Source organism: Desulfurivibrio modestus (assembly GCF_044068625.1).
Lineage (GTDB): Bacteria > Desulfobacterota > Desulfobulbia > Desulfobulbales > Desulfurivibrionaceae > Desulfurivibrio.
Genome location: NZ_JBIPKH010000007.1, coordinates 1 through 19,626 on the forward strand (window position 1 = coordinate 1; position 19,626 = coordinate 19,626).

Sequence of the window (19,626 nt, forward strand, 5' to 3'; positions counted from 1 at the left end):
GCTCTTCGATTTTATCGATGTTTCAATCCACGCCCCCCGCGCGGGGGGCGACCTCGCCGAAGATTGCGACGCCACCGCCGGCGACAGTTTCAATCCACGCCCCCCGCGCGGGGGGCGACCCGCTGGTGCCCGAGGCCCTGAGCATCGTGGCGGTGTTTCAATCCACGCCCCCCGCGCGGGGGGCGACTCACCGCCGCCATCATGCCCCGCAACTGGGTCATGTTTCAATCCACGCCCCCCGCGCGGGGGGCGACGCGATCTGGCCTCCCTGGACGGCAACACCAACGGGTTTCAATCCACGCCCCCCGCGCGGGGGGCGACCATCTCCCAGATCACTCGGCAAAAGTGGTGGACCGTTTCAATCCACGCCCCCCGCGCGGGGGGCGACGAGGAAGTGCGCCGCGACTGGTTCGAGGATCAACCCGTTTCAATCCACGCCCCCCGCGCGGGGGGCGACCGCCCTGGAGACCCTGCTGAAAAGCCTGGAAATGGTTTCAATCCACGCCCCCCGCGCGGGGGGCGACGGTTTCCCGCCGGGTGAACAGCTTGGGCAGGTGGAGTTTCAATCCACGCCCCCCGCGCGGGGGGCGACGACCTCCGGATCAACAGCCCCGGCGGCAGCGTTTGGTTTCAATCCACGCCCCCCGCGCGGGGGGCGACTGTTACTTCGTTATCCTTTGCGATCAAAGGATTGTACGCCGGGGCTTCGCGAACCTCCTTCCGGCGACATTTTTTAACAGTTTCTGCCATTGACAGACAGTCTGCACGACTAACAATATCAACAAGTTATAAAATGCGCGAACCTGCCTGGGTTTTCCGGTTCGCTAGGGGTTCGCGCCGCCTTTCAAACAATGAGCGGACCCTCTTGGTCAAAAGTAGCCTTGGCCCCCACATGCTCAACTCGGTGCCGCCAATTTGAACCCAGAAAATAGTAGCGCAAGCTGTCCGTTTCCGGGTTGATTTCGGCTTCCAAACGCTGCCGAAGCGCCGTCCACTGGGCCGGATCCACAATGCACTCAAAGACCGAAAACTGCACCCGCTGCCCGTAATTCTTGCATGCTTTTGCCACCCGCCGCAATCGCCTCTGGCCACCCGGCTCCGATGTGGCCACGTCATAGCTCACCAGCACGAACATCGCTAACATCACCTCCAGATAAACGGTGGATATCCATCAAGGTCACCCCGCACATGCCGAGCCAACAACAGGGACTGGGCAAAGGGGAGCAAACCGATTTCCACCTTTTCGTTCAAAAACGGATGATTAATCTCTTCCTGTTTCCGCTTCTGATAAGCGACCAGCAGGGCCTTGCGAGTATCGGCATCCATCGTCACCCCGCCGGTTTCCGCCTGTCGGAAGCCGGATTTCTTCACCACTCCGAGATTGATCAGGGAAAGCGCCAACCGATCCGCCAGCACCGGCCGAAATTCTTCCATCAGGTCCAGGGCCAGGCTGGCCCGGCCCGGCCGGTCGCGATGCAGAAAACCTACCGCCGGGTCCAGCCCCACCGACTCCAAGGCGCTGCGGATGTCGTGCATGAGCAGGGTATAGAGGAAGGAAAGCAGGCAGTTAACTTTGTCCAACGGCGGCCGCCGGCTGCGCTCATGAAACTGAAACTCTTCCTTCTGGTTGGTGATCAGGTGATTGAACACCCCAAAATAAGTGCCGGCCGCATCACCCTCAAGACCGCGCAGCGCATCCAGGGACGAGGCCACCGGGAGTTGTTCAAGTGAAAAGCGCAACCGCGCCGAGGCATCCACCATCCTTTCGGCACCCGGCTTCTCCGCATGATCGCGTAGAGCCCGTTGGAGCACGGTGCGGCTGTTGGCAATTTTGCCAACCAGGAAAGCGCGGCCCAACGTGGCCGATCTTTCCTGGTCGTCGGCCCAGCGGTACTGCTGCCGTCGCAACAGAACATTGCCGCAAACCGGCCCCTGCATCCGGGCCAGAAAACGGCCGTTTTCGGTGAGCATACTGAACCCCACCCCGCGCTCCGCGCACAACCCGAGCAGAAACGGGCTACACGAGACCCTACCGAAACAGACAATCCCTGAGAGGGTATGAATCGGCACCTGAAGCCGGGTTTCCTTCTCCACCCGCACCAGGATGGTCTCGCCCTCCCGCGCCAGATAGGCGCCCTGGGTGGTGACATAGAGGGTGTTGAGGAGTTTCTTCATCCCACCTCACCAATCAGATTCACGATCAGCCGCACCAGCAGATCCTTATGCCCCGGTTCGCTGGCCGCCGTGAGCAACGCTAAGGCCACCAGGGAGCGATTATCAAAACCGACAAGGCCGTTCTGCCGCAGATAGAGCACGAAAAGGAAAGAACCAATCCGCTTGTTGCCGTCGCTGAAGGGATGGTCCTTGATGACGAAGTAGAGAAGATGGGCGGCCTTTTCCTCGACACTTGGGTAAAGGTCCTGGCCACCGAAGCTCTGCTCGATAGCGCCGAGGATACCGGCAAGCCCATGCCCCCGCTCCTGGCCGAAAAGATCGGTGGCCTCGCCCCGCGCTGCCAATTCTTTTTTCAGGGCAGCGATGGCCCGGCGGACCTCATCGAGCTTAACTCCGGCCTTTACCCCATGCCGCACCGCCGGGACTGCCAACCGTTCCTCGTCGTATTCAAGCAAAAGCTGCCAAGTGCGGGCATAACGGCTGACCACTTCCAGCACCGCCCGTCCCTGGTCACTGACCAGTTCATGACCCTCCAGAGTGGTAGCCAGCAAAGCCATGGCCTGCTTCAATTCGGCAACGCCTTTCTCGGCCAGCCGCCGCTGGTTAACGGTATAGCCCCGCACCAGGTGGTCCTTCAAAATCCCGGTGGCCCAGATGCGGAACTGGGTGCCGCGTTGCGACTTCACCCGGTAGCCGACCGATATGACAACATCGAGGCTGTAGGATGCGACCGGCTTGTCGGAAGAGGCAATATGCATTTTTTGCATATTGCCCTGCGAACTGAGCTCTCCCTCCCGGAAGACACTATTGACATGACGGGAGATAACGGACTGATCTCTTTGGAACAATTCCACCATCTGGGCCTGGGTCAGCCAGACCGTCTCGTCCTTGAGATGCACATCAATAGCGTTGGTGCCGTCCTCGGACTGATACATAATGATCTCGCCAAGATCGGATTTCATTTAACCACCTCCTCCGCCAACATCCGGGAAAGATACCGGCCCACGCTTTTGCCGGCTCCGGCAACCTTGGGCACGCAAAGGTTGATCAGTGAGCAGCTTTCACATTTCTTCGCGTAGCGGGCCTGCGGGGTGATGCCGGAACGAACCAGTTCATGCAACCGTTTGGCTGCCACCTCGGTTTCCCGTCGCAGCAACTCGTCATCGAAGCGCACTACTTGCCGTCGCCGGTTCTTGCCGTAAAAAAGCGCCCCCTCCGGCACCGGGCAATGGAGCATCTCTTCCAGGCAGAGGGCCTGGGCACAGAGTTGAACTTCAAAACCCTTCTCTCGCCGCAACCTGCCCCGTTTGTATTCAACGGGAAAGGGCCGCCGTAGCCCGGTTGCTTCGTCAAGAGTCACGCCCGCCGCCATGCCGACAAGAGGCGTGATCGCTTCTCCAGTCAAACGGTGAAATTCAACCACGTCCGTCTTGCCGACAAGGCCCAACCTGAACGAGCGCAACATGAGCCCACGGGATATTCGCACATCGCCCCGCGACTCCACCGGCAGGTCATCGTCAACCTTCTTGTGCAGATGCGTCCCCTCCACGGTGAAAAGGTTGTCTTCCCAGATGGTTTCGATCTGGTGCAGGGCGGCCCGGCGCTCACAAAAAACAAGATCGGCGAGGACGGACAGGGGCAGCAGATCATCTTCCAAATAGATGCCCACAAGCTCCTCTAAAATTTGAATTTCATGGTCTTGCAGGGGAGTTCGTGACGCTCATGAAGCACCACTCCCTTGGGCAGGTTCTCTTCCGTCCAGGTGCTGACCACCCGATAATCATCAAAGGATTCCGGGAAGGACTTGCCGTCCTCCAAGCTTACCTGAATGCCTTCGAAAAGCTTGTGGGCGTGGTAGCAACCCAGCCGGGCCTCCCTTTCGTTCTGCGCGGCGTTGTTAGGGTGCTGGGAGCCCACATGCTCGAAGTCGTAGATGCCGCGCACCACCATTTCGCCCCGGGCAGCGGAACGGTCGTGGGTGAACATCTCGCTTAATGCCTCGAAAAAGAGGTCGAGGTCGCGGGTGGAAAAACCGGTGCGCTTGGCGAAAGGCGGCGAGATATAGCACTTGGCGGCATAAAGAGCGTAGGGAACGATGTGCTTGTGGCCCATGGTCCGTTCTTTGGTGGCATCCTCCTCCTTGGTCACCGCGCAGCGGGTCACCGTGATTTCCAGCGGGGCGATGGGATGAAAACTTTGGCCGAAGGTGAACTGCACCGGCCCACGCACCTGTCCGTAGGCGGATCCTTTCATAACATCATCACCGGTTGAGAGAACCGCACCGAAAGTGCGAATATCGTAAAACTCACGGCAGAGCCAATGCATGGCGGCCTCGGCTTTTTTAGTTTTGTCAGCCTCTCTCATCCCTTCGGTCGCTTCCTTTATACCTTTGTCGATCTCATTATTCAGCACTGCCCCCTGTTTCACCAGGATTGAATATCCTTGATCCGGGTCCGTGCTACGCTCCGGATTTAGCAGTTCGATATAATTCCTGATTTTGCGTTTCAGGCAGACATCCGAGACAATGCCCCGGTTGCTGTTGGGCTCGATGCGTGGCATGTTGCCGGCGTCAGGGTCACCGTTGGGATTGCCCTGAGTCACATCGAAAAGGACGAGAATGTCGTGACGGTTGGCTACGATGCTGTTCATGTTGTCTTCTCCATTGCTGTTGGTTGACGGATAACGGCAAAATCAATTTACGCGGCGCTCTGGTCCGCGCTTCTGTGTCACTACAAAAGGCGTTGGCCCGTCGCAAGAATCTCCCGCACGAATGGATCGGGATTATCGAAATCCTTGCGGGAAAAGGAGTGCGGCTCGATACGCAGGTCCACGTCGCGGGTCAGGCGCATAAGAGCCACATCCTCGTCAAAGCCGTCAATCTCGTCCCGGTCCCAGAACACGGCCAGGTCGATATCGCTGTTCTCCTGCGCCATACCCTTCGCGCGGGAACCGAAAAGGTAAAGCCGCCAGACCGCGATTCTATTCTTTAGTAAGGTTTCGATATAGTGCCGAATCTGCTCATCTATCACGCTTCTGCTTGCTGTTTCAGCCATTGCTGCATCTCCTTGATTCGTTCGATTCGGGTTGCGGTGAACTCGCGAGTCGCCTTGCGGGCAAAGCTCTGCTTGTAATCCGGATACCGGGCTTTGAGGTTGTAGGTGGTGACCTCCAGCAGAAAATCCTGCTGGTCATCGGTAAGCGACAGTTTGCAATCCCTGGCGATCTTCAGAAGATGATGGATACGCGGAACCTGGACATCCACCCGCCTTGCGTATACCGCCTTCAGCACTTTTTCCAGAGTCAGGTGACCGACAAAGAGTGCCCAGGTGTAATGGCCGCTTGCAAACAGGCTTTCCATGACCGCTATGTCTTTGGCCGTCTCGGTAAGCCAGTAGGCGACATGCTCATCCTTGGTCATCATGAGCTGCCCCCTGGTTTTCCGCCCTTGCGGCCTGTTTTTGCTGCTCATTTTCCGCCTTCTGCTGATAAAAGCCGATAGCGAAGCGGCCCTGCTCCTGCAGGGACAGATGCCGGGGAAACTCGGGGGCCGCGCCTTGAGCGTCCGGTTTGAGCAGGACAAGAATCGCCTGCATGCTCTCCTCGATGAAGCGGGCGTGCCCGCCGTACTTGTTTGACTTTCTGATCTTGTCCAGGTGATGCCGGTTCAGGCGCAACAGCAGAGGAAATACCGAAGCCGGCGACACCGAGGCTGTGCCGAAATAACGTTCCGCCACCCCGGCGCCTTCCAACTTGTAATCGTGGGCCTTGGCCTGGGTCTCGGCGAGCACGGCCAGCAGACGGCCGCAGTTGTAGGCCTTGTCCTCAGTTTCGAACACTTTTGCTTCGATCATGGGGTCACCTTCCTTGCTGTTGCGGTTGAGGATGAGCTTCAAAAGGGCAAAACGGGATAGATTAAAAAGGGTCTTCATGCCGTAACGCTGCAAATCTGCCTCCAAGCGGTGCAGGATCGGCTTGATCAGCATGATGGATGGGGCTGTGCCTTCCAGAGCTGCCTGGTAGAGCTGGGCCGGCACCTCGGGCCGCAGGTCCTTGGCCTCCCGCACGGTGGCGCAGGCAAGCCGGAAGAGGGCGAAAGGCGGCATTTTGTCGGCATCTTGGTCAACAACGGTGTCCTTATCACCGCCGCGCTTGCCCCGCCCTTTTTTCTTTACCGGTGGCAGCGGAATATCGGTGATTTCGAGGTCACGGAACCATTGGGCAAAATTCACCCTGGCCTCCTCCACCGTGCTCTGCATCCAGTGGCGCACCGCAATCCGGCCAGCGTTACCGCACAGAGTAACGGAATAGAACTGTTCAAGTTTTGCCGCGTGGCGATCTATAACTGCCCATGGTGATCGCAGGAAGGCAGCCACCTGTAGGGGATCTGGTTTACGGAGTAACTGAGCGAAAGAATTGTTGATGGCATTGGATTTTTTAGCCCAGAAGCAAACTCTGAGAGGGCCTATCTTGAGCGAAGTGTTTTCGTTATCAATAAGCGCCTGCAACGCCAGCGCATAACTTGCAGCGGTCTCTTCCGAAACAGGAGCATTTTCTCCCATTTCAAACCCGTAAGATGAAAAAGCCGGGCACTCTTTGGCAAAGGAAACAATATATCCACCACTGGATACACCAGGTATGCCAAGAATCTTCGGTTTGTGTGAACGGGCGATTGCAATATCCGTTGCCCCAGACACGAGGCATGTCCCTGTCTGTACAGAAGAAGCGCCGTTCTCAATCTCATCTTCAGAGAATGCCTCCTTTGTATAGATTTGTCTCCAATACGCCACCAGTGGGTTATCGTGATTCCTGCCGTCGAAAACAGGATAACCATCGACTTGAAAAGAGAGCGTCAGTTGCGCAAGCCTCTCCCAGCTGCCGCTTGTTACTTTTGCACCAACCTCTGGTTCTCCTCTCCGGGGAGAAATGCGAACCTCAATGAACGGAAGCCTATGCTTAAGTATTTCGTCTTCTATATAAAGGTATCTCTCCTTGAATCGCAACAATGCCAACAGTTCCGGCAGATTAGTAGCGTCATGGGCTATATTTACTCTATCCCAGAAGTGGGCAAATGTTTTGGCGGGATTCTTTTGTCGTTGAGGGGGGAACGAAATACTTTCTCCGTTTTTTTTATCGACTCCCAAAATTGCCAGACAAGATTCGGCCAGAAAATATGCCTTCCCACCATTATTTTCTCCTGGAAACCTTGGAAGGAATTTCTTTTGACCGAGCACTTCTCTTCCTGCTGCATCAGGAGAATAAAGCGGTAATAATTCGGCTTGCGTCAATTCTCCGTCCATGTTGATCGGGATAAGTAAATGAAGATCGCGCTCTTGAAGGTGAACATTGTCAAACAGCGCGTGCTCCTGCGCAAATTCGTGCAAGGCGCTAAGCAGCATATCCACCCTCCACCGGTTTGGTGATCATCTTGACCCGGCCCGGGTGACAATCCATCCGGCTTTCCCGGACGCAAGCCTGAAAAAAGGCGGCCTGGGGCCGGACCAGAGTTCCTTCGCTACGCGGAACAGCAGCGGCAGGTGTCTTTTTCTTCCCCTTCTTCGACTCACTTTCATCCACCACGGCCGCCGCCAGTGCCCGGCGCTCCGCATCGGTGAGCCAACGGAATCCGGCTTCGCGCTGCCGATGATCAAAAACATCGTAGAGCATGAACCCCAAGTCTTCTTCCGGCCAGACATGCCGCCAGTCGCCGTCAGGCTTTATTTCTGCAATCCGGCGCTCCAGAGCTGCCTGCGGATCAGGCTCCCAGTCGAAATCGGCAGCGAACTCCCGTACCCCCAGAGCAGGACGGTGAAAGCATTTACCTTTTTTCGCCCGGCGTTCAATCTCATCCCGGTAAGTCTTCAGGTTATGACGACCCGCTCGGCCAAGTTCGGTCAAGCCGACCTGGGCGGTGAGGATGTATTCCACCCCAGCCAGGGCCAGCATATTACGTTGAGTACCATCGGCCGCGCCACCACCGGCTTGGATAGGCGAAAACCTGCTTGGCTCCCTCATCCATGACCCGGCGCTGTTGATACTCACTTGGGCCGTCACCTCGTTGCGCCTAAAACTCACCCAGCGGCCCTTGTTCACCACCCGGACCGCGTCAATAATGTAGAAGACCTGCGGTTCCCAGAAAACGGCTTCAAAGATTCCCCGAGCCGCCGATGGAGTGATGATGGGGTAGCTCACCCGTTCGACCTTCATCTCCGGCCGGGTGAAACAGGCGAAATCGCCCCAGACGCGAATGGACACGGTGTTGTCGTTCATAGGATGAAGTCCTCCACTGGACGGTTATTGAGAACTAGCCCCAGGTGCTCATGGTAGCATCCCTCGTTCAAAACGAACAGGTCAAGATTGGGCAGAAGCTGCGTGATCATACCAAGATGCCGCAAACGTTCAAAGTCTGCCTCGCGTGCGTTCACCATACAGCGCTGAAGCCGCCGCAGATCGCGCCGGTCAAATCGTGGCTCGCCGGGCGGCCGTTTACGCTTACGAATCTCCCGAATACGCCCCGTACAGTCACCAAAGGGCACGATCACCGACTGGCCCTCGTCGGCGATCACTCTCGCCTTTCGGGATACCTCGCGATAGCGGAACTGACTACGGTCTTCCTGGATGCTGCTTTCTCCACGGCGGTTATGGTCTGTGGCTGTCATTTGATAGAGCTGTGAAAAATACCGGCCGAACACATCCGGCGTCCGGCCCAGCGAATCCAGACACTCCCCGAGCATGGCGGCGCTGATCCCGGTGGCAGTGGTGTAAACGCCAGGGGGCAGGCCGCTGTCTTTCGGCCTGAACAGATAGACCCGGCCCCGTATCGGCCGGCCCTGGCCGTCGCGCAGGCGGCCTTCCCGGTTGCAGCGTCCCGCTGCCTGGGCGATGGCATCCAACGGCCCCAAGGCACGATAGACTACAGGAAAATCGATGTCCACCCCTGCCTCCACCACCTGGGTTGCTACAAGCCGGCAGGGAAGGCCGTTGCGCAAGCGGTGGCGGACGCTGCCCAACTGCGGATTCTGGCTGTCGCCCAGCACAGCCAGCCGATGCGCGGCGCACATGGACGAAGAGAGATGGAAGACCGAGTCTCTTTCCTCACACGGCACGGCATCCCGCAGAGCCTCCCAGAGTTCGCCGGCGTGCCGGCGGACGTTGACCACGCAGAGGGCCTGCGGGCAGGCGGCAAGGCGAGCGGCCAGATCCGGCCATTCCATTTCCGTCGGGGGGTGGTAATCCACTCGCTGAAGGGCGGCAAAAAGACCCGCAGCATCCTGGATGATTTGCCGCACCTCACCGGGCTCAAACCCTTCCGACAGGGAAAATCCCCGCCGGAAGGCTGGCTGGGTAGCGGTCATGAAAAGAAAACTTGCGAGGTAGTTACGGCGCAGTTCCTTCAAGACACTGAGCAGGGGATTCAGCAGATGGGCGGGCAGGGTCTGCACCTCATCGAAAATGACCAGGGAATTCACAATATTGTGCAACTTGCGGCAACGGCCGGGGGCGGCGGCGAACAGCGACTCGACGAATTGCACCGAGGTAGTAACGATGAGCGGCGCGTCCCAGTTGTCGGCGGCCCGAGAGAGCTCATCCGCGCCTTCCCCATTATCGTCGGCGCGCTCCGCTGCCGAAGAGTGATGCTCCACCACCAGGCCGAGATTGTCGGGATCGAGAATGCGGCGATACTCGGCTGCGTTCTGTTCAATGATGGACAGATACGGGATGACCACGATTATCCGGTCAAGGCCGTATCGCTTGGCGTGCGCAAGGGCAAAGGCCATGCTGGCCAGAGTCTTGCCGCCGCCGGTGGGCACAGTAAGCGCAAAGAAGCCCCGTTCCCACTTAGCCGCTGCCAGGCACTGGTCGAAAACGGAGTGGCGAAGGACGTTAACCTCTCCTTCTCTGGATTTGCCCTGACGTTCCCTGGTCACCCGCTCGATGAGGAGATCAACCACATCGGCAAGCCGCTGAACCTTCCTCCCCTGGCCAGCCCCGTGCTGACCCGCATCCAACCGGTCAGCGTCAACCAGACAGGAGAAGATCATCCGGGTGTAATATTCCAGGGCAAGAGATTCATTATTGAGGAAACCAGGCGACAACACCCCGTTCGGGACAGCACCAAACTGCCCCATAAACCACTGTTCCAGTGCGGGAAGGCGCTCTCTTGTGCGGTATCCAGGATCATCAACCATGCCTTGCAGTTGATGCAGGTTGTGCAAGCCGGCATGGTGTCCGGCAACGGCGAAGGCTGCGGCGAACCAGTCACGCTGAAAAGCCAGGGTCGCGCCGTACGGGGCATGGTGGGTCTCCGGCCCGCCATCGCGCCGCCCCAGCAGATATTCCTGAAACTCCGGGCGGCATTTGCCAAGATCGTGCACCATCCCGGCCCACCAGGCCTCGTCGCCGCCCTGAAAACCGGAGGCAAAATCCCTCGCCAAACTGGCCACCTCTTTAAGGTGATTCCGTAATGTTTGGCCCGGACGAGCCAATTTCATTAAATCTCCGTCACTCATGTGGCGCCTCTTGTTAACTGATAACTTCCTTCACCGTCTCTATTTTTTCGCCTAAGTCCTCTTGCAATCGTTCCCTTACCTTCCCGGCAATCCGCGCTGCTTTCCGGGCGGCATCACCGCTATCCCTTCCCTGTGCGTTGCCCTGGTCATCCAGCCGATTAGCAATCAAGGCGGTCGCTGTATCTTCCAACAGGGCAAAAACCGTGTCGAGGTTAGTCCGATAACCACGCGGGGCTACCGGTTCCGCTGCCACCCTTGCCAGCCAGCGCTTGAAAATTTCCGCCTTGGGCGAAAAAATGGCCTGGACGATGCGCAAAATTCCCTCCAGAGTAGCGGCTTCCACTTTGAGCCCGTGAGCGGATGTCACAGTCACGGGTTCCATTTCCAGCCATCGGCACAGTTCCGACAAATCAGTGCCGCAGGCCGCCAGCTCCTGCTCCTTCAGCTGCTGCCAGGCGTCGGCCGGGTCCGGCCCCTCGGTCAGGACCGCAGCCACATCCTCCATCGCGAACCACCACTCGCCGTCATGGCGGACGGGCCGCACCCGGCGCCCTCCGAACTCCTTATCGCCAAGGCTCTTTCTCCCCGTTCCTCCTTGTCCATCCCGCCATCTCCTTGTGCCATTTCAAAACATTAGGCCCCCGGCAAATTTCAACGGCTTGAGGTCATCACAAGTTGTGATAACCTCCTTATCCATGTCCTTCACGGCCATTCATACCATAACTGCCCTGACAACCAGTGTCGGGGGATAATATTTTTTAAAATTTCTTTTCCGTCCGATAAAGCCGGACCATGGCCGCAGCTTCGCGTTGAATTTCCGCACGCAGGGCCGGGGGTTGCAGCACTTCGGCTTCGGCGCCGAATTGCAGCAGGCGCAGTTTGATCTCGCGGAGGTCGGCCACCGGCAGGGTCAGCAGCAGGCCGCCGTCGGGGGTGGGGTCCAGGCGCTGGTCGGGGTGCCAGACCTGCTCTTTTACCCGGCGGGCCCACTCGGGGGTGAAGCGGACCACCGCCATCTCCACTTCCTTGCCTTGGAAGATGCCGAAGGCGCCCTCCAGTTGGGGCAGCCACTCTTGGCGGGGACGGGGGGTGAAGGGGGTGTCGATCAGTTCCGGCTTGTCCATCCGAGCCAGCAGGAATTTGCGCCAGTCGCGGCGCAGGGGGCACCAGGCCAGCAGCACCCAGGTGCCCATATAATACTGGAGGTGGTGGGGCTCCACCTGGCGGGGGTGGGAGTTGTTTTCGCCTTGGGGAGAGGTGTAGGTGAAAGAGAACCGGCGCCGTTCGACCAGGGCCTGGGCGGCCAGCCGGAACACTTCGGCCTGGGCCGGGGCGTAGCCCTGCCAGGTGGCGGAGAACAGTTCATCGAACCGGTCCGGCTCCAGGCCCCGGACCTTGATCTGCCGCAACAGCTTGCGGTTCAGCGAGTCGATGTCCTGGCTGATCAGGCCGTCGGCACAGCAGGAGAGCAGGTTTTTGGCCAGCAGAACGGCGAAGATCTCCTGCTGGTTAAGCCAGACCGGCGGCAGGTGGAAGCTGTCGTCGCTGTAGTAAAAGCCGCGACGGCCGGGGTGATACTCCAGGGGGGCATCGAAATCGCGGCGTAGCGCCTCGATGGTTCGCTGGGCGGTGCGTTCGGAGATTTCAAACTCGGCGACCAAAGCCGGAGCGTTGGGGAATCTACCCTGGCGAATCTGCCGATCAAACCAGTGATAGCGCAGATAAACCAGGTTATCGCCCATCAGCCGCCTCCCCGGCGGCGGACCCGGTCGCCCTCTTCCAGGTCGCGGGGCGGGTGGATGATCACCGTTTCGCCGGGGTCCAGGCCGGCCAACACCTGGGCGTAGCGGCCGCCCCGTTCGCCGATCTGGACCGGGCGCAGGCGGGCGCGGCCGTTTACCAGCACGAACACCGCCCAAGCCGGCGGCGCTTCCCGATTCGCCTGTTCACCCCCTGGAGGACGATGCCGAAACAGGGCTCCGGCCGGGACCCGGATTATCTCGGCCGCCTCCCAGAGAATAAAACGGGCATTAACCCGGTAGGCATCCCCCAACCGCTGCCACTGCTCGCGGGGCGAAATCAGATCGACAATCACCAGAACCCGCTGCTCCTCCACCCCCAGGGCGGAAACCCGGGTAAAGCCCCCCGGCTCGATTAGGCGGACCCGCCCTTCCAGGGGGTCATCGGCGCCCCAGCGCTCCAGCAGCACCCGCATCCCTGGCTCCAGGCGGACGGCATCGGCCGAGAGCAGATCGGCCTCAATCTCCAAAGAGGCGGGATCGGCGATCTCAATGATCGGCTCGCCGGGGGTCACCACCCGGGCGCTTTCAAAATAGCGCCGCAGCACCACCCCCTCCACCGGGCTTTTGATCTCCACCCGGCCGGCGGCGGCGTCGCGCTCGCCGGCATAGGCCAAAACGGTGCGGGCCGCCTCCAGCTCGTAACGGGCCACCCGGACCCGGTGGGCGGCCGAGCGTTCCAGGGCGGCGCTGCGTTCGGCCTCGGCCGTCGCCGCATCCAGTTCGCTGGCCGCGATCAGCCCGGAATCGGCCAATTGGCGGCTGCGCTTCAGCTCCTCGGCCGCCAGTTTCGCCCCGGCCGCCAGGGCCTGGCGCTCCCTTTCCGTGGCCTCCAGAGCGGCGGCGGCCCCTTCCACCCTAGCCCGGGCGGCGGCGATCTCCCGAGCATCCAGGGCCGGGGCCGCCAGGGCATCCAGTACCGCCACCGTCTCCCCCGCCGCCACCGGATCGCCCGGGGCGTGGGTAATGCGCCGGGCCTCGGCCGCCAGCGGAGCCGAAAGCAGAAAGCGGGCCGCCACCCGGGTTTTGCCCTCCTCCTCGATGGTTCGGACCACCGGCCCAATATCCACCGTTTCACTATCCACCAGCAGCGGCGTGGGCCGCAGGGCGATCAGCAGCAGAAGCAGCAGGCCGGCGGCCAGCAGGATTTTGGCCAGGTGGCGGCGGAAAAATTGAGCCATCGTTCTCTCCTTAATCGTGCGCCTTAAGGGCTTCCACCAGGTCGAGGCGATGCAGATTGCGCCGCACCAGCAGACCAGAAATCACCGCTGAGATCGCCACCACCAGGGCGGCAAAGGCGAAGGTGGAGGGCTCCAGGACCATGGGTATCCGGTAGAGTTCGGAGCGCATCCCCAGGGCCAGGTACCAGCTCAGACCGGTACCGATCAGCCAGCCCAGGGGGATGGCCAGGATGGTCAGCAGCGCCAGTTCCCCCAGCAGAATATAGTCGGTCTCGTCGCGGGTCAAGCCCAGAACCCGCAGCGAGGCCAGCTCCCGGCCCCGCTCGGAAAGCGCGATGCGGGCCGAATTATAGACCACCCCGAAGGCGATGCTGGCCGCCAGCAGGGTGCTGACAAAGCTGAAGACCAGCATCGTCTCATCCATCGTCTCCTGGTAGCTCTCCATGGCCGCCAGGCGGCGGGCCACTCCCGCCACCACCGGGCTTTCGCCCAGGCGGGCCGCCACCTGTTCCCGGTTGGCCGCCGCCACCGCCAGATAGGCCCCGTCGATCACCTCCCCGTCGCCCAGGGCCCGGTTAAGGGCGTCCAGCTCCATATAGGCCGCCACCCCGACATACTCGGTGACCAGGCCGCTCACCGGCAGCTCCAGCACCTGGCGGCGGCCGATCAGGCTCTCCACCGTCACGGTATCGCCGGGCCCAAGGTTGAGCATCTCGGCCAGGTAATCGGTGAGGAAGAGGCCGGCGGTGGGCGGAACCATGGGCTCCTGGCGGGTATCCAGCACCCGGCTCAGTTCGGCCCCGGGGGTGAGCCCGAACAGGGCGGTGCGGTGGCTGCGATGTTGGTGGCGCAACCGCACCGGCACCGTCCGCCGGCCCTCGACCAGGGTGACTCCCTCCAGGGATTCCAGCTCGTGCAGCACCCGGCGGGGGCCGGGCTCATGGAGAGTGACCGCCAGGTCGTAGCGCTGGGCCAGGCCGAACTGGACATTCATGATATGGTCGACGGCGTCGTAAAGGTTGCCGACCATCAGGATGGCGCAGGTCATGGCAATGCCGATCACCGCCAGCAGAGCCTTGAAGGGGCGGCGTTCCAGGTGGCGCAGGATCATCCGCGAGGGCTGGCCCAGCCGCTGCTGCAACCCCAGCCGCTCCACCACGGTGGGCCGGTACTCCCCCGGCGGCTCCGGCCGCATCGCCTCGGCGGGCGGCAGCCGCATGGCCCGCCGCAGGGCCCCGAAGGTGCCGGCCAGGGCGGCGGCCAGGGTCACCAGCACCGCGATGACGATCACCTGGCCGCCCAGCCGGTAATCGAGGGTCGGGAAACGGAAGTAGTCGGCATAGATCCCGGCCAGGGCCTCGCCGATCAGATAACCGCCGATAAGCCCCAGCAGCAGGCCGCCGGCGCAGAGCAGCAGCACCAGTTGGCCGTAATGGACCCCCACCGCCCGGTTGCTGTAGCCAAAGGCCTTCAGGATGGCAATCTGTTCCCGCTGGGTGGCGATCAGCCGGGCCATGACCACGTTGAGCAGGAAGGCGGCCACCCCCAGGAAGATGACCGGAAAGATCCGGGCCATGGTGGCCAACTGCTCGAATTCCGCCTCCAGGTAGGCGTGGGACTGCTGGTCGGCCCGTTGAATGGCCCCGGTGCCGCCGTAGGGTTCCAGCAGCCGATCCAGGGCGGCGATCACCTCGGCCGCCACCGCCCCGCGGGCCAGGGTGAGGGAGAGGCTGTTGAAGGCCCCGTCCAGATCGTAGGCGGCGGCCAGTTGTGAACGGTTGAGCCAGAGAATGCCGTAACGCAGATTATCGGGGAAGATCTCGCCGGCCTTGAGCTGGTAGATATGCTCGGGGCTGCCGCCGATGCCGCTGATGGTAAGCTGCTGCAAGCGACCGTTGAGTACCGCCGCCAGCCGGTCGCCCGGTTGCAGGCCGTGGGCTTCGGCAAAGGCGTCGCTGACCACCGCTTCGGGGCGGTGGGCCTCGGGCAGCCGGCCCTGGCGGATAAAGAGGCGGTTCAGTTCGGAGTTTTCCCCGTCGGGCAGGGAGACCAGCAGGGCGCTGATCTGATCGGCAAACTCCGGCACCATAAGGGTGGCGGCGGCGATAACCCGGGTTTCCAGGGTTTGCACCCCGTCCAGAGCGGCGATCCGGGTTGCCAGCTCCTGGGGCGCCCTCTTGAGTCCGGCAAAAAGCTCGGCGAAATGGTAATCGCGGTAGAAGCCCTCCCGGCTCTGGTGCAGCGAATCCAGCGAGGTCAGCGACATCAGCAGGGTGGCCACTCCGCCGGCGATCACCACCGCGATGGCCAGCCCCTGGCCCCGCATCCGCCAAAGCTCGCGCAGCAGCTTCCAGTGCAGGGCCTTCATCGGTTCACCCCGCCGGGGCTAAAGCTCACCACTGCAGCTCCCGGGCCGGCACCCGCTGCTGGTTTATGGCGATCTCGCCGATTTTGCCGTCCCGCAACTGGATCACCCGGTGGGCCATCCGGGCGATATCGGCGTTATGGGTGATCACCACGGTGGTGGTGCCCACCTCGCGGTTGATCCGCTCCAGCACCTCCAGCACCAGCACCCCGGTCTGGGAATCCAGCGCGCCGGTGGGTTCGTCGCAAAGCAGCACCTGGGGGCGCTTGGCGATGGCCCGGGCGATGGCCACCCGCTGCTGCTCGCCGCCCGAGAGCTGGGCCGGGAAGTGGTCCAGCCGCTGGCCCAGACCTACCAGGGCCAGGGCCTCTTCCGGGGTCATGGGTTTCTCGGCGATTTCGGTGACGATGGCGATATTTTCGCGGGCGGTGAGGCTGGGGATCAGATTGTAGAACTGGAAAACGAAGCCGACCTGATGGCGGCGGAAGGCGGTGAGTTCGGCTTCCGAGGCGGCGGTGAGGTTGTGCTCGCCGCAAAGGACGGTGCCGGCGGTGGCGAAATCAAGCCCGCCCAGGATATTGAGCAGGGTGGATTTGCCGCTGCCGGAAGGGCCCAGCAGGACCACAAATTCACCCTGATAAAGATCGAGATCGACCCCGTCCAGGGCCTTCACCTCGACCTCGCCCATCCGGTAGGTTTTGCTCAATCCCTCGGCGTGGAAGACTACTTGCCCGGCGGCTTTGGCGGCAACGGCATCCATGCCGCCAATAGTATCACAGCCGGCCTGGCCCTGACAACGCGGGGTTTAGGAGGCAAGATACCGCCGGATGGCGTCGGCCATGGTACCGCAGATCTTGCGGAACCGCTCCTCGTCGCGCTCCAGCAGGGTGGTGCGGAAGCCCTGCAGCTCGGTGGCGAAAGAGCTCAGCGGCACCACACAGATGCCGGTGGAACCCAGCAGGTAATAAACAAAGCGCTTGTCCGGCGAGGTGCCCGGCTGGGCCACCAACTGCTCCACATGCTCCCGCACCTCGTTGTTTTCGATGGGCAGGGTCTGGCGGTGGTTGAGAATCCCGGGCTCGAAGGCCACGCTCATGTAGAAGGCGCCGTCGGTGCGGTTGACGATCAGGCCCTCCACCTCCTTCAGGGTATCGTAAGCGATATTGGAGGCCCGCTCGTAACGCCCCACCCGCTCGGCCAGGTAGGCGTTGTACTGGGGATGGGTGAGGATGGCCGGCAGCACCATCTGCGGCAAGGTGGTGGAGCAGACCTCGACCATCTTGGAGTTGAGGATTGAGCCGACATACTTCTGGAACATCGGGTCTTTGTCGCCGTTATACACCTCGATCCAGCCGCAGCGGGAGCCGGGCCAGGGCATCTCCTTGGAGATCCCGCGCATGGCAATGGCCGGCACGTCGCCGATCACCTCGGCCAGCGATTTGGTTTTGCGGCCGTTATAGACGATCCGATGATAAACCTCGTCGCAGATGATAAAGAGATCATACTTGCGGGCCAGGGCCACGATCCCCCGCAGGGTATCCTCGGGGTAGACCGCTCCGGTGGGGTTGTCGGGGTTGATCATCAGGATCCCGGCCACCGCCGGATTGTACTTGATCCGGTTCTCCAGATCTTCCAGATCGGGAAACCAGTTGTTGCGCGGATCGAGCCGGTAGCTCACCGGCCGATCACCGGCATGGGCCGCCTCGGCCGAGGAGTGGGTGGTGTAGCTGGGCGAAGAGACCACCACTCGGGCGTTGCGGCGCAGCATCCCGTAAATCTTGCTGATGGCATCGCCCAGGCCGTTGAAGAAGAGAATGTCGTCGGGCCCGATCTGGACCCCGCCCCGGCGGTTGACCTCGGCGGCCAGAAATTCGCGGGTGGTCAGAATGCCGCGGGTGGGGCTGTAGCCGTAGGAGGCGTTCTCCATGGCGCACTCGGCCACCAGCTTTTTCAGCCAGAGGGGAATCTCTTCCCCTTTGGCCACCGGGTCGCCGATATTCTCCCAGTAGGTCTTGATCCCCAATTTCTGCAGTTTTTCGCCGACGTTGACGATATTACGGATTTCGTAGGTCAACTCTCCGGCGCCGATGTGGACAATGTCGGTACGCATGCCAATTCCTTAATAATGATCAAGTAGTAAAATAGACGGCCCAGCCCGGCATCTTAACCACGCAATCCCCGGTCACGTCAAGGCAATATCACTATCCGCGCTGATCCATGGGCACGAAAGGACGACTGAGGGGCCCCACGTAGATCTGGCGAGGCCGGCTGATCCGCCAGCCCGGATCGTCCCACATCTCCTTCCAGTGGGCGATCCAGCCGGGCAGCCTGCCCAGGGCGAACATCACCGTGAACATGTTGGTGGGGATCCCGATGGCCCGGTAGATGATCCCGGAATAAAAATCAACGTTGGGATAGAGGCTGCGCTCGATGAAATAGTCATCCCTGAGGGCCACCTCCTCCAGCTCCTTGGCGATATCAAGCAGGGGATCCACCACCTTGAGGTCATCCAGCACCTCGTCGCAGGCCTGCTTGATGATCCGGCAACGGGGATCGAAGGTCTTGTAAACCCGGTGACCGAAGCCCACCAGGCGGAAGGGGTCCTTGGGGTCCTTGGCCCGCTCGACGAACTGGCGGTAATTACCGCCACCCTGGTGGATGCTCTCCAGCATCTCCATTACCGCCTCGTTGGCCCCGCCATGGAGCGGGCCCCAGAGGGCGCTGATCCCGGCGGAAACCGAAGCGTAGAGGTTGACCCGGGCGCTGCCCACCATCCGCACCGTGGAGGTGGAGCAGTTCTGCTCATGATCGCCGTGCAAAATCAACAATTTATTGAGCGCCGCCACCACCTTGTGGTTGATCTCGTAGGGCTTGACCGGCGAGTCGAACATCATGTTTAAAAAGTTGGCGCAGTAGGAGAGGTCGTGGCGCGGATAAACCAGGGGGTGGCCCATGGACTTCTTGTAGGAGAAGGCGGCAATGGTCCGCACCTTGGAGACCAGGCGGGCCGACATCTTGTCGATATTTTCCAGCGGATTATCCGTCATCTCGGGATAAAAGCTGCACAGGGAGTTGACCATGGATGAGAGGATGGCCATGGGCGGACTTTTGGCCGGATAGCCGTCGAAAAAGCGGAGCATATCCTCGTGGATCATCGCGAAGTCGTTGAGCATCTGGCTGAACTGGCTCAACTCGTCGCGGGTGGGCAGGGAGCCGTGATCCAGCAGGTAGGCCACCTCGACGAAGGTGCAGTTTTCCGCCAGATCGGCAATGTCGTAACCGCGATAGCTGAGAATACCCTTCTCGCCGTCCAGGTAGGTGATGTTGCTGATACAGGAGCCGGTATTGGCATAACCGTTATCCAGGGCGATATAGCCGGTACTGGCCCGCAGAGTGCGGATATCGATCGCCTTTTCCCCCTCGGTGCCGACCACCACCGGCAGCTCATGGAGTTGGCCGTTGATCTTCAGTTCTACTTTTTCACCGGTATAATAGTTGTGAGGCATGGCCGGGTACTCCTTATGGTTCAGCGGCCCTGGCGGCCGGAAAATCTGATGTGGTTTCAAACCGAATCGGATAATCTACCGCCAACGCCGAGT

General features: G+C 60.9%; 17 protein-coding genes and 1 CRISPR repeat array. All 17 genes read right to left on the minus strand.

What is annotated here, in order from left to right; genetic code table 11:
- Positions 1–19 precede the first annotated feature (19 nt).
- A CRISPR array of direct repeats spans positions 20–660; the repeat unit is 33 nt; unit sequence GTTTCAATCCACGCCCCCCGCGCGGGGGGCGAC.
- Positions 661–844: 184 nt separating this feature from the next.
- A complete protein-coding gene (gene cas2, locus ACHHRT_RS05925; protein ID WP_395498700.1) occupies positions 845–1,135 on the minus strand; it encodes a CRISPR-associated endonuclease Cas2 in 291 nt (96 codons plus the stop codon).
- Between the two features lie 8 nt (positions 1,136–1,143).
- The gene (gene cas1c / locus ACHHRT_RS05930; protein ID WP_395498702.1) at positions 1,144–2,175 is read right to left on the minus strand and encodes a type I-C CRISPR-associated endonuclease Cas1c; all 1,032 of its coding nucleotides are present in this window, start codon (positions 2,173–2,175) and stop codon (positions 1,144–1,146) included.
- Positions 2,172–3,137, minus strand: coding sequence for a RhuM family protein (gene rhuM, locus ACHHRT_RS05935; RefSeq protein ID WP_395498704.1), 966 nt, complete (start codon positions 3,135–3,137; stop codon positions 2,172–2,174). The genes cas1c and rhuM overlap by 4 nt, the downstream gene beginning before the upstream one ends.
- Positions 3,134–3,844, minus strand: coding sequence for a CRISPR-associated protein Cas4 (gene cas4, locus ACHHRT_RS05940; RefSeq protein ID WP_395498706.1), 711 nt, complete (start codon positions 3,842–3,844; stop codon positions 3,134–3,136). Before cas4 ends, rhuM begins: the two co-directional genes overlap by 4 nt.
- Before the next feature lie 8 nt (positions 3,845–3,852).
- On the minus strand, positions 3,853–4,824 hold the full coding sequence (cas7c, locus tag ACHHRT_RS05945) for a type I-C CRISPR-associated protein Cas7/Csd2 (protein ID WP_395498708.1): 972 nt from the start codon (positions 4,822–4,824) through the stop codon (positions 3,853–3,855).
- 80 nt (positions 4,825–4,904) lie between these two features.
- A complete protein-coding gene (locus tag ACHHRT_RS05950; RefSeq protein ID WP_395498710.1) occupies positions 4,905–5,228 on the minus strand; it encodes a nucleotidyltransferase domain-containing protein in 324 nt (107 codons plus the stop codon).
- Positions 5,201–5,596 (minus strand): HEPN domain-containing protein, encoded by a 396-nt coding sequence (locus ACHHRT_RS05955; RefSeq protein ID WP_395498712.1) that lies wholly within the window; start codon positions 5,594–5,596, stop codon positions 5,201–5,203. The genes ACHHRT_RS05950 and ACHHRT_RS05955 overlap by 28 nt, the downstream gene beginning before the upstream one ends.
- Positions 5,580–7,571 carry a type I-C CRISPR-associated protein Cas8c/Csd1 gene (gene cas8c / locus ACHHRT_RS05960; protein WP_395498714.1) on the minus strand — a complete coding sequence of 664 codons (1,992 nt, stop codon included), beginning with the start codon at positions 7,569–7,571 and terminating at the stop codon, positions 5,580–5,582. The genes ACHHRT_RS05955 and cas8c overlap by 17 nt, the downstream gene beginning before the upstream one ends.
- On the minus strand, positions 7,561–8,442 hold the full coding sequence (gene cas5c, locus ACHHRT_RS05965) for a type I-C CRISPR-associated protein Cas5c (RefSeq protein WP_395498716.1): 882 nt from the start codon (positions 8,440–8,442) through the stop codon (positions 7,561–7,563). The genes cas8c and cas5c overlap by 11 nt, the downstream gene beginning before the upstream one ends.
- Entirely contained in the window at positions 8,439–10,664 is a 2,226-nt protein-coding gene (cas3, locus tag ACHHRT_RS05970) for a CRISPR-associated helicase Cas3' (RefSeq protein WP_395498718.1), read from the minus strand. Before cas3 ends, cas5c begins: the two co-directional genes overlap by 4 nt.
- A gap of 31 nt (positions 10,665–10,695) precedes the next feature.
- Positions 10,696–11,226 (minus strand): BRO family protein, encoded by a 531-nt coding sequence (locus ACHHRT_RS05975; protein ID WP_395498720.1) that lies wholly within the window; start codon positions 11,224–11,226, stop codon positions 10,696–10,698.
- Positions 11,227–11,440: 214 nt separating this feature from the next.
- Positions 11,441–12,424, minus strand: coding sequence for a helix-turn-helix transcriptional regulator (locus ACHHRT_RS05980; RefSeq protein ID WP_395498722.1), 984 nt, complete (start codon positions 12,422–12,424; stop codon positions 11,441–11,443).
- The gene (locus tag ACHHRT_RS05985) at positions 12,424–13,662 is read right to left on the minus strand and encodes an efflux RND transporter periplasmic adaptor subunit (protein WP_395498724.1); all 1,239 of its coding nucleotides are present in this window, start codon (positions 13,660–13,662) and stop codon (positions 12,424–12,426) included. Before ACHHRT_RS05985 ends, ACHHRT_RS05980 begins: the two co-directional genes overlap by 1 nt.
- A 10-nt stretch (positions 13,663–13,672) precedes the next feature.
- Complete coding sequence (locus ACHHRT_RS05990; protein ID WP_395498726.1) at positions 13,673–16,030, minus strand: ABC transporter permease; 2,358 nt, start codon at positions 16,028–16,030, stop codon at positions 13,673–13,675.
- A 25-nt stretch (positions 16,031–16,055) separates the two neighbouring features.
- Positions 16,056–16,787, minus strand: a complete 732-nt coding sequence (locus tag ACHHRT_RS05995) for an ABC transporter ATP-binding protein (protein ID WP_395498728.1) — start codon at positions 16,785–16,787, stop codon at positions 16,056–16,058.
- 45 nt (positions 16,788–16,832) lie between these two features.
- A complete protein-coding gene (locus tag ACHHRT_RS06000; RefSeq protein WP_395498730.1) occupies positions 16,833–18,137 on the minus strand; it encodes a pyridoxal phosphate-dependent aminotransferase in 1,305 nt (434 codons plus the stop codon).
- A 91-nt stretch (positions 18,138–18,228) separates the two neighbouring features.
- Positions 18,229–19,533: a citrate synthase gene (locus tag ACHHRT_RS06005; protein WP_395498732.1), complete on the minus strand. Its 1,305-nt coding sequence runs from the start codon at positions 19,531–19,533 to the stop codon at positions 18,229–18,231.
- Positions 19,534–19,626 lie beyond the last annotated feature (93 nt).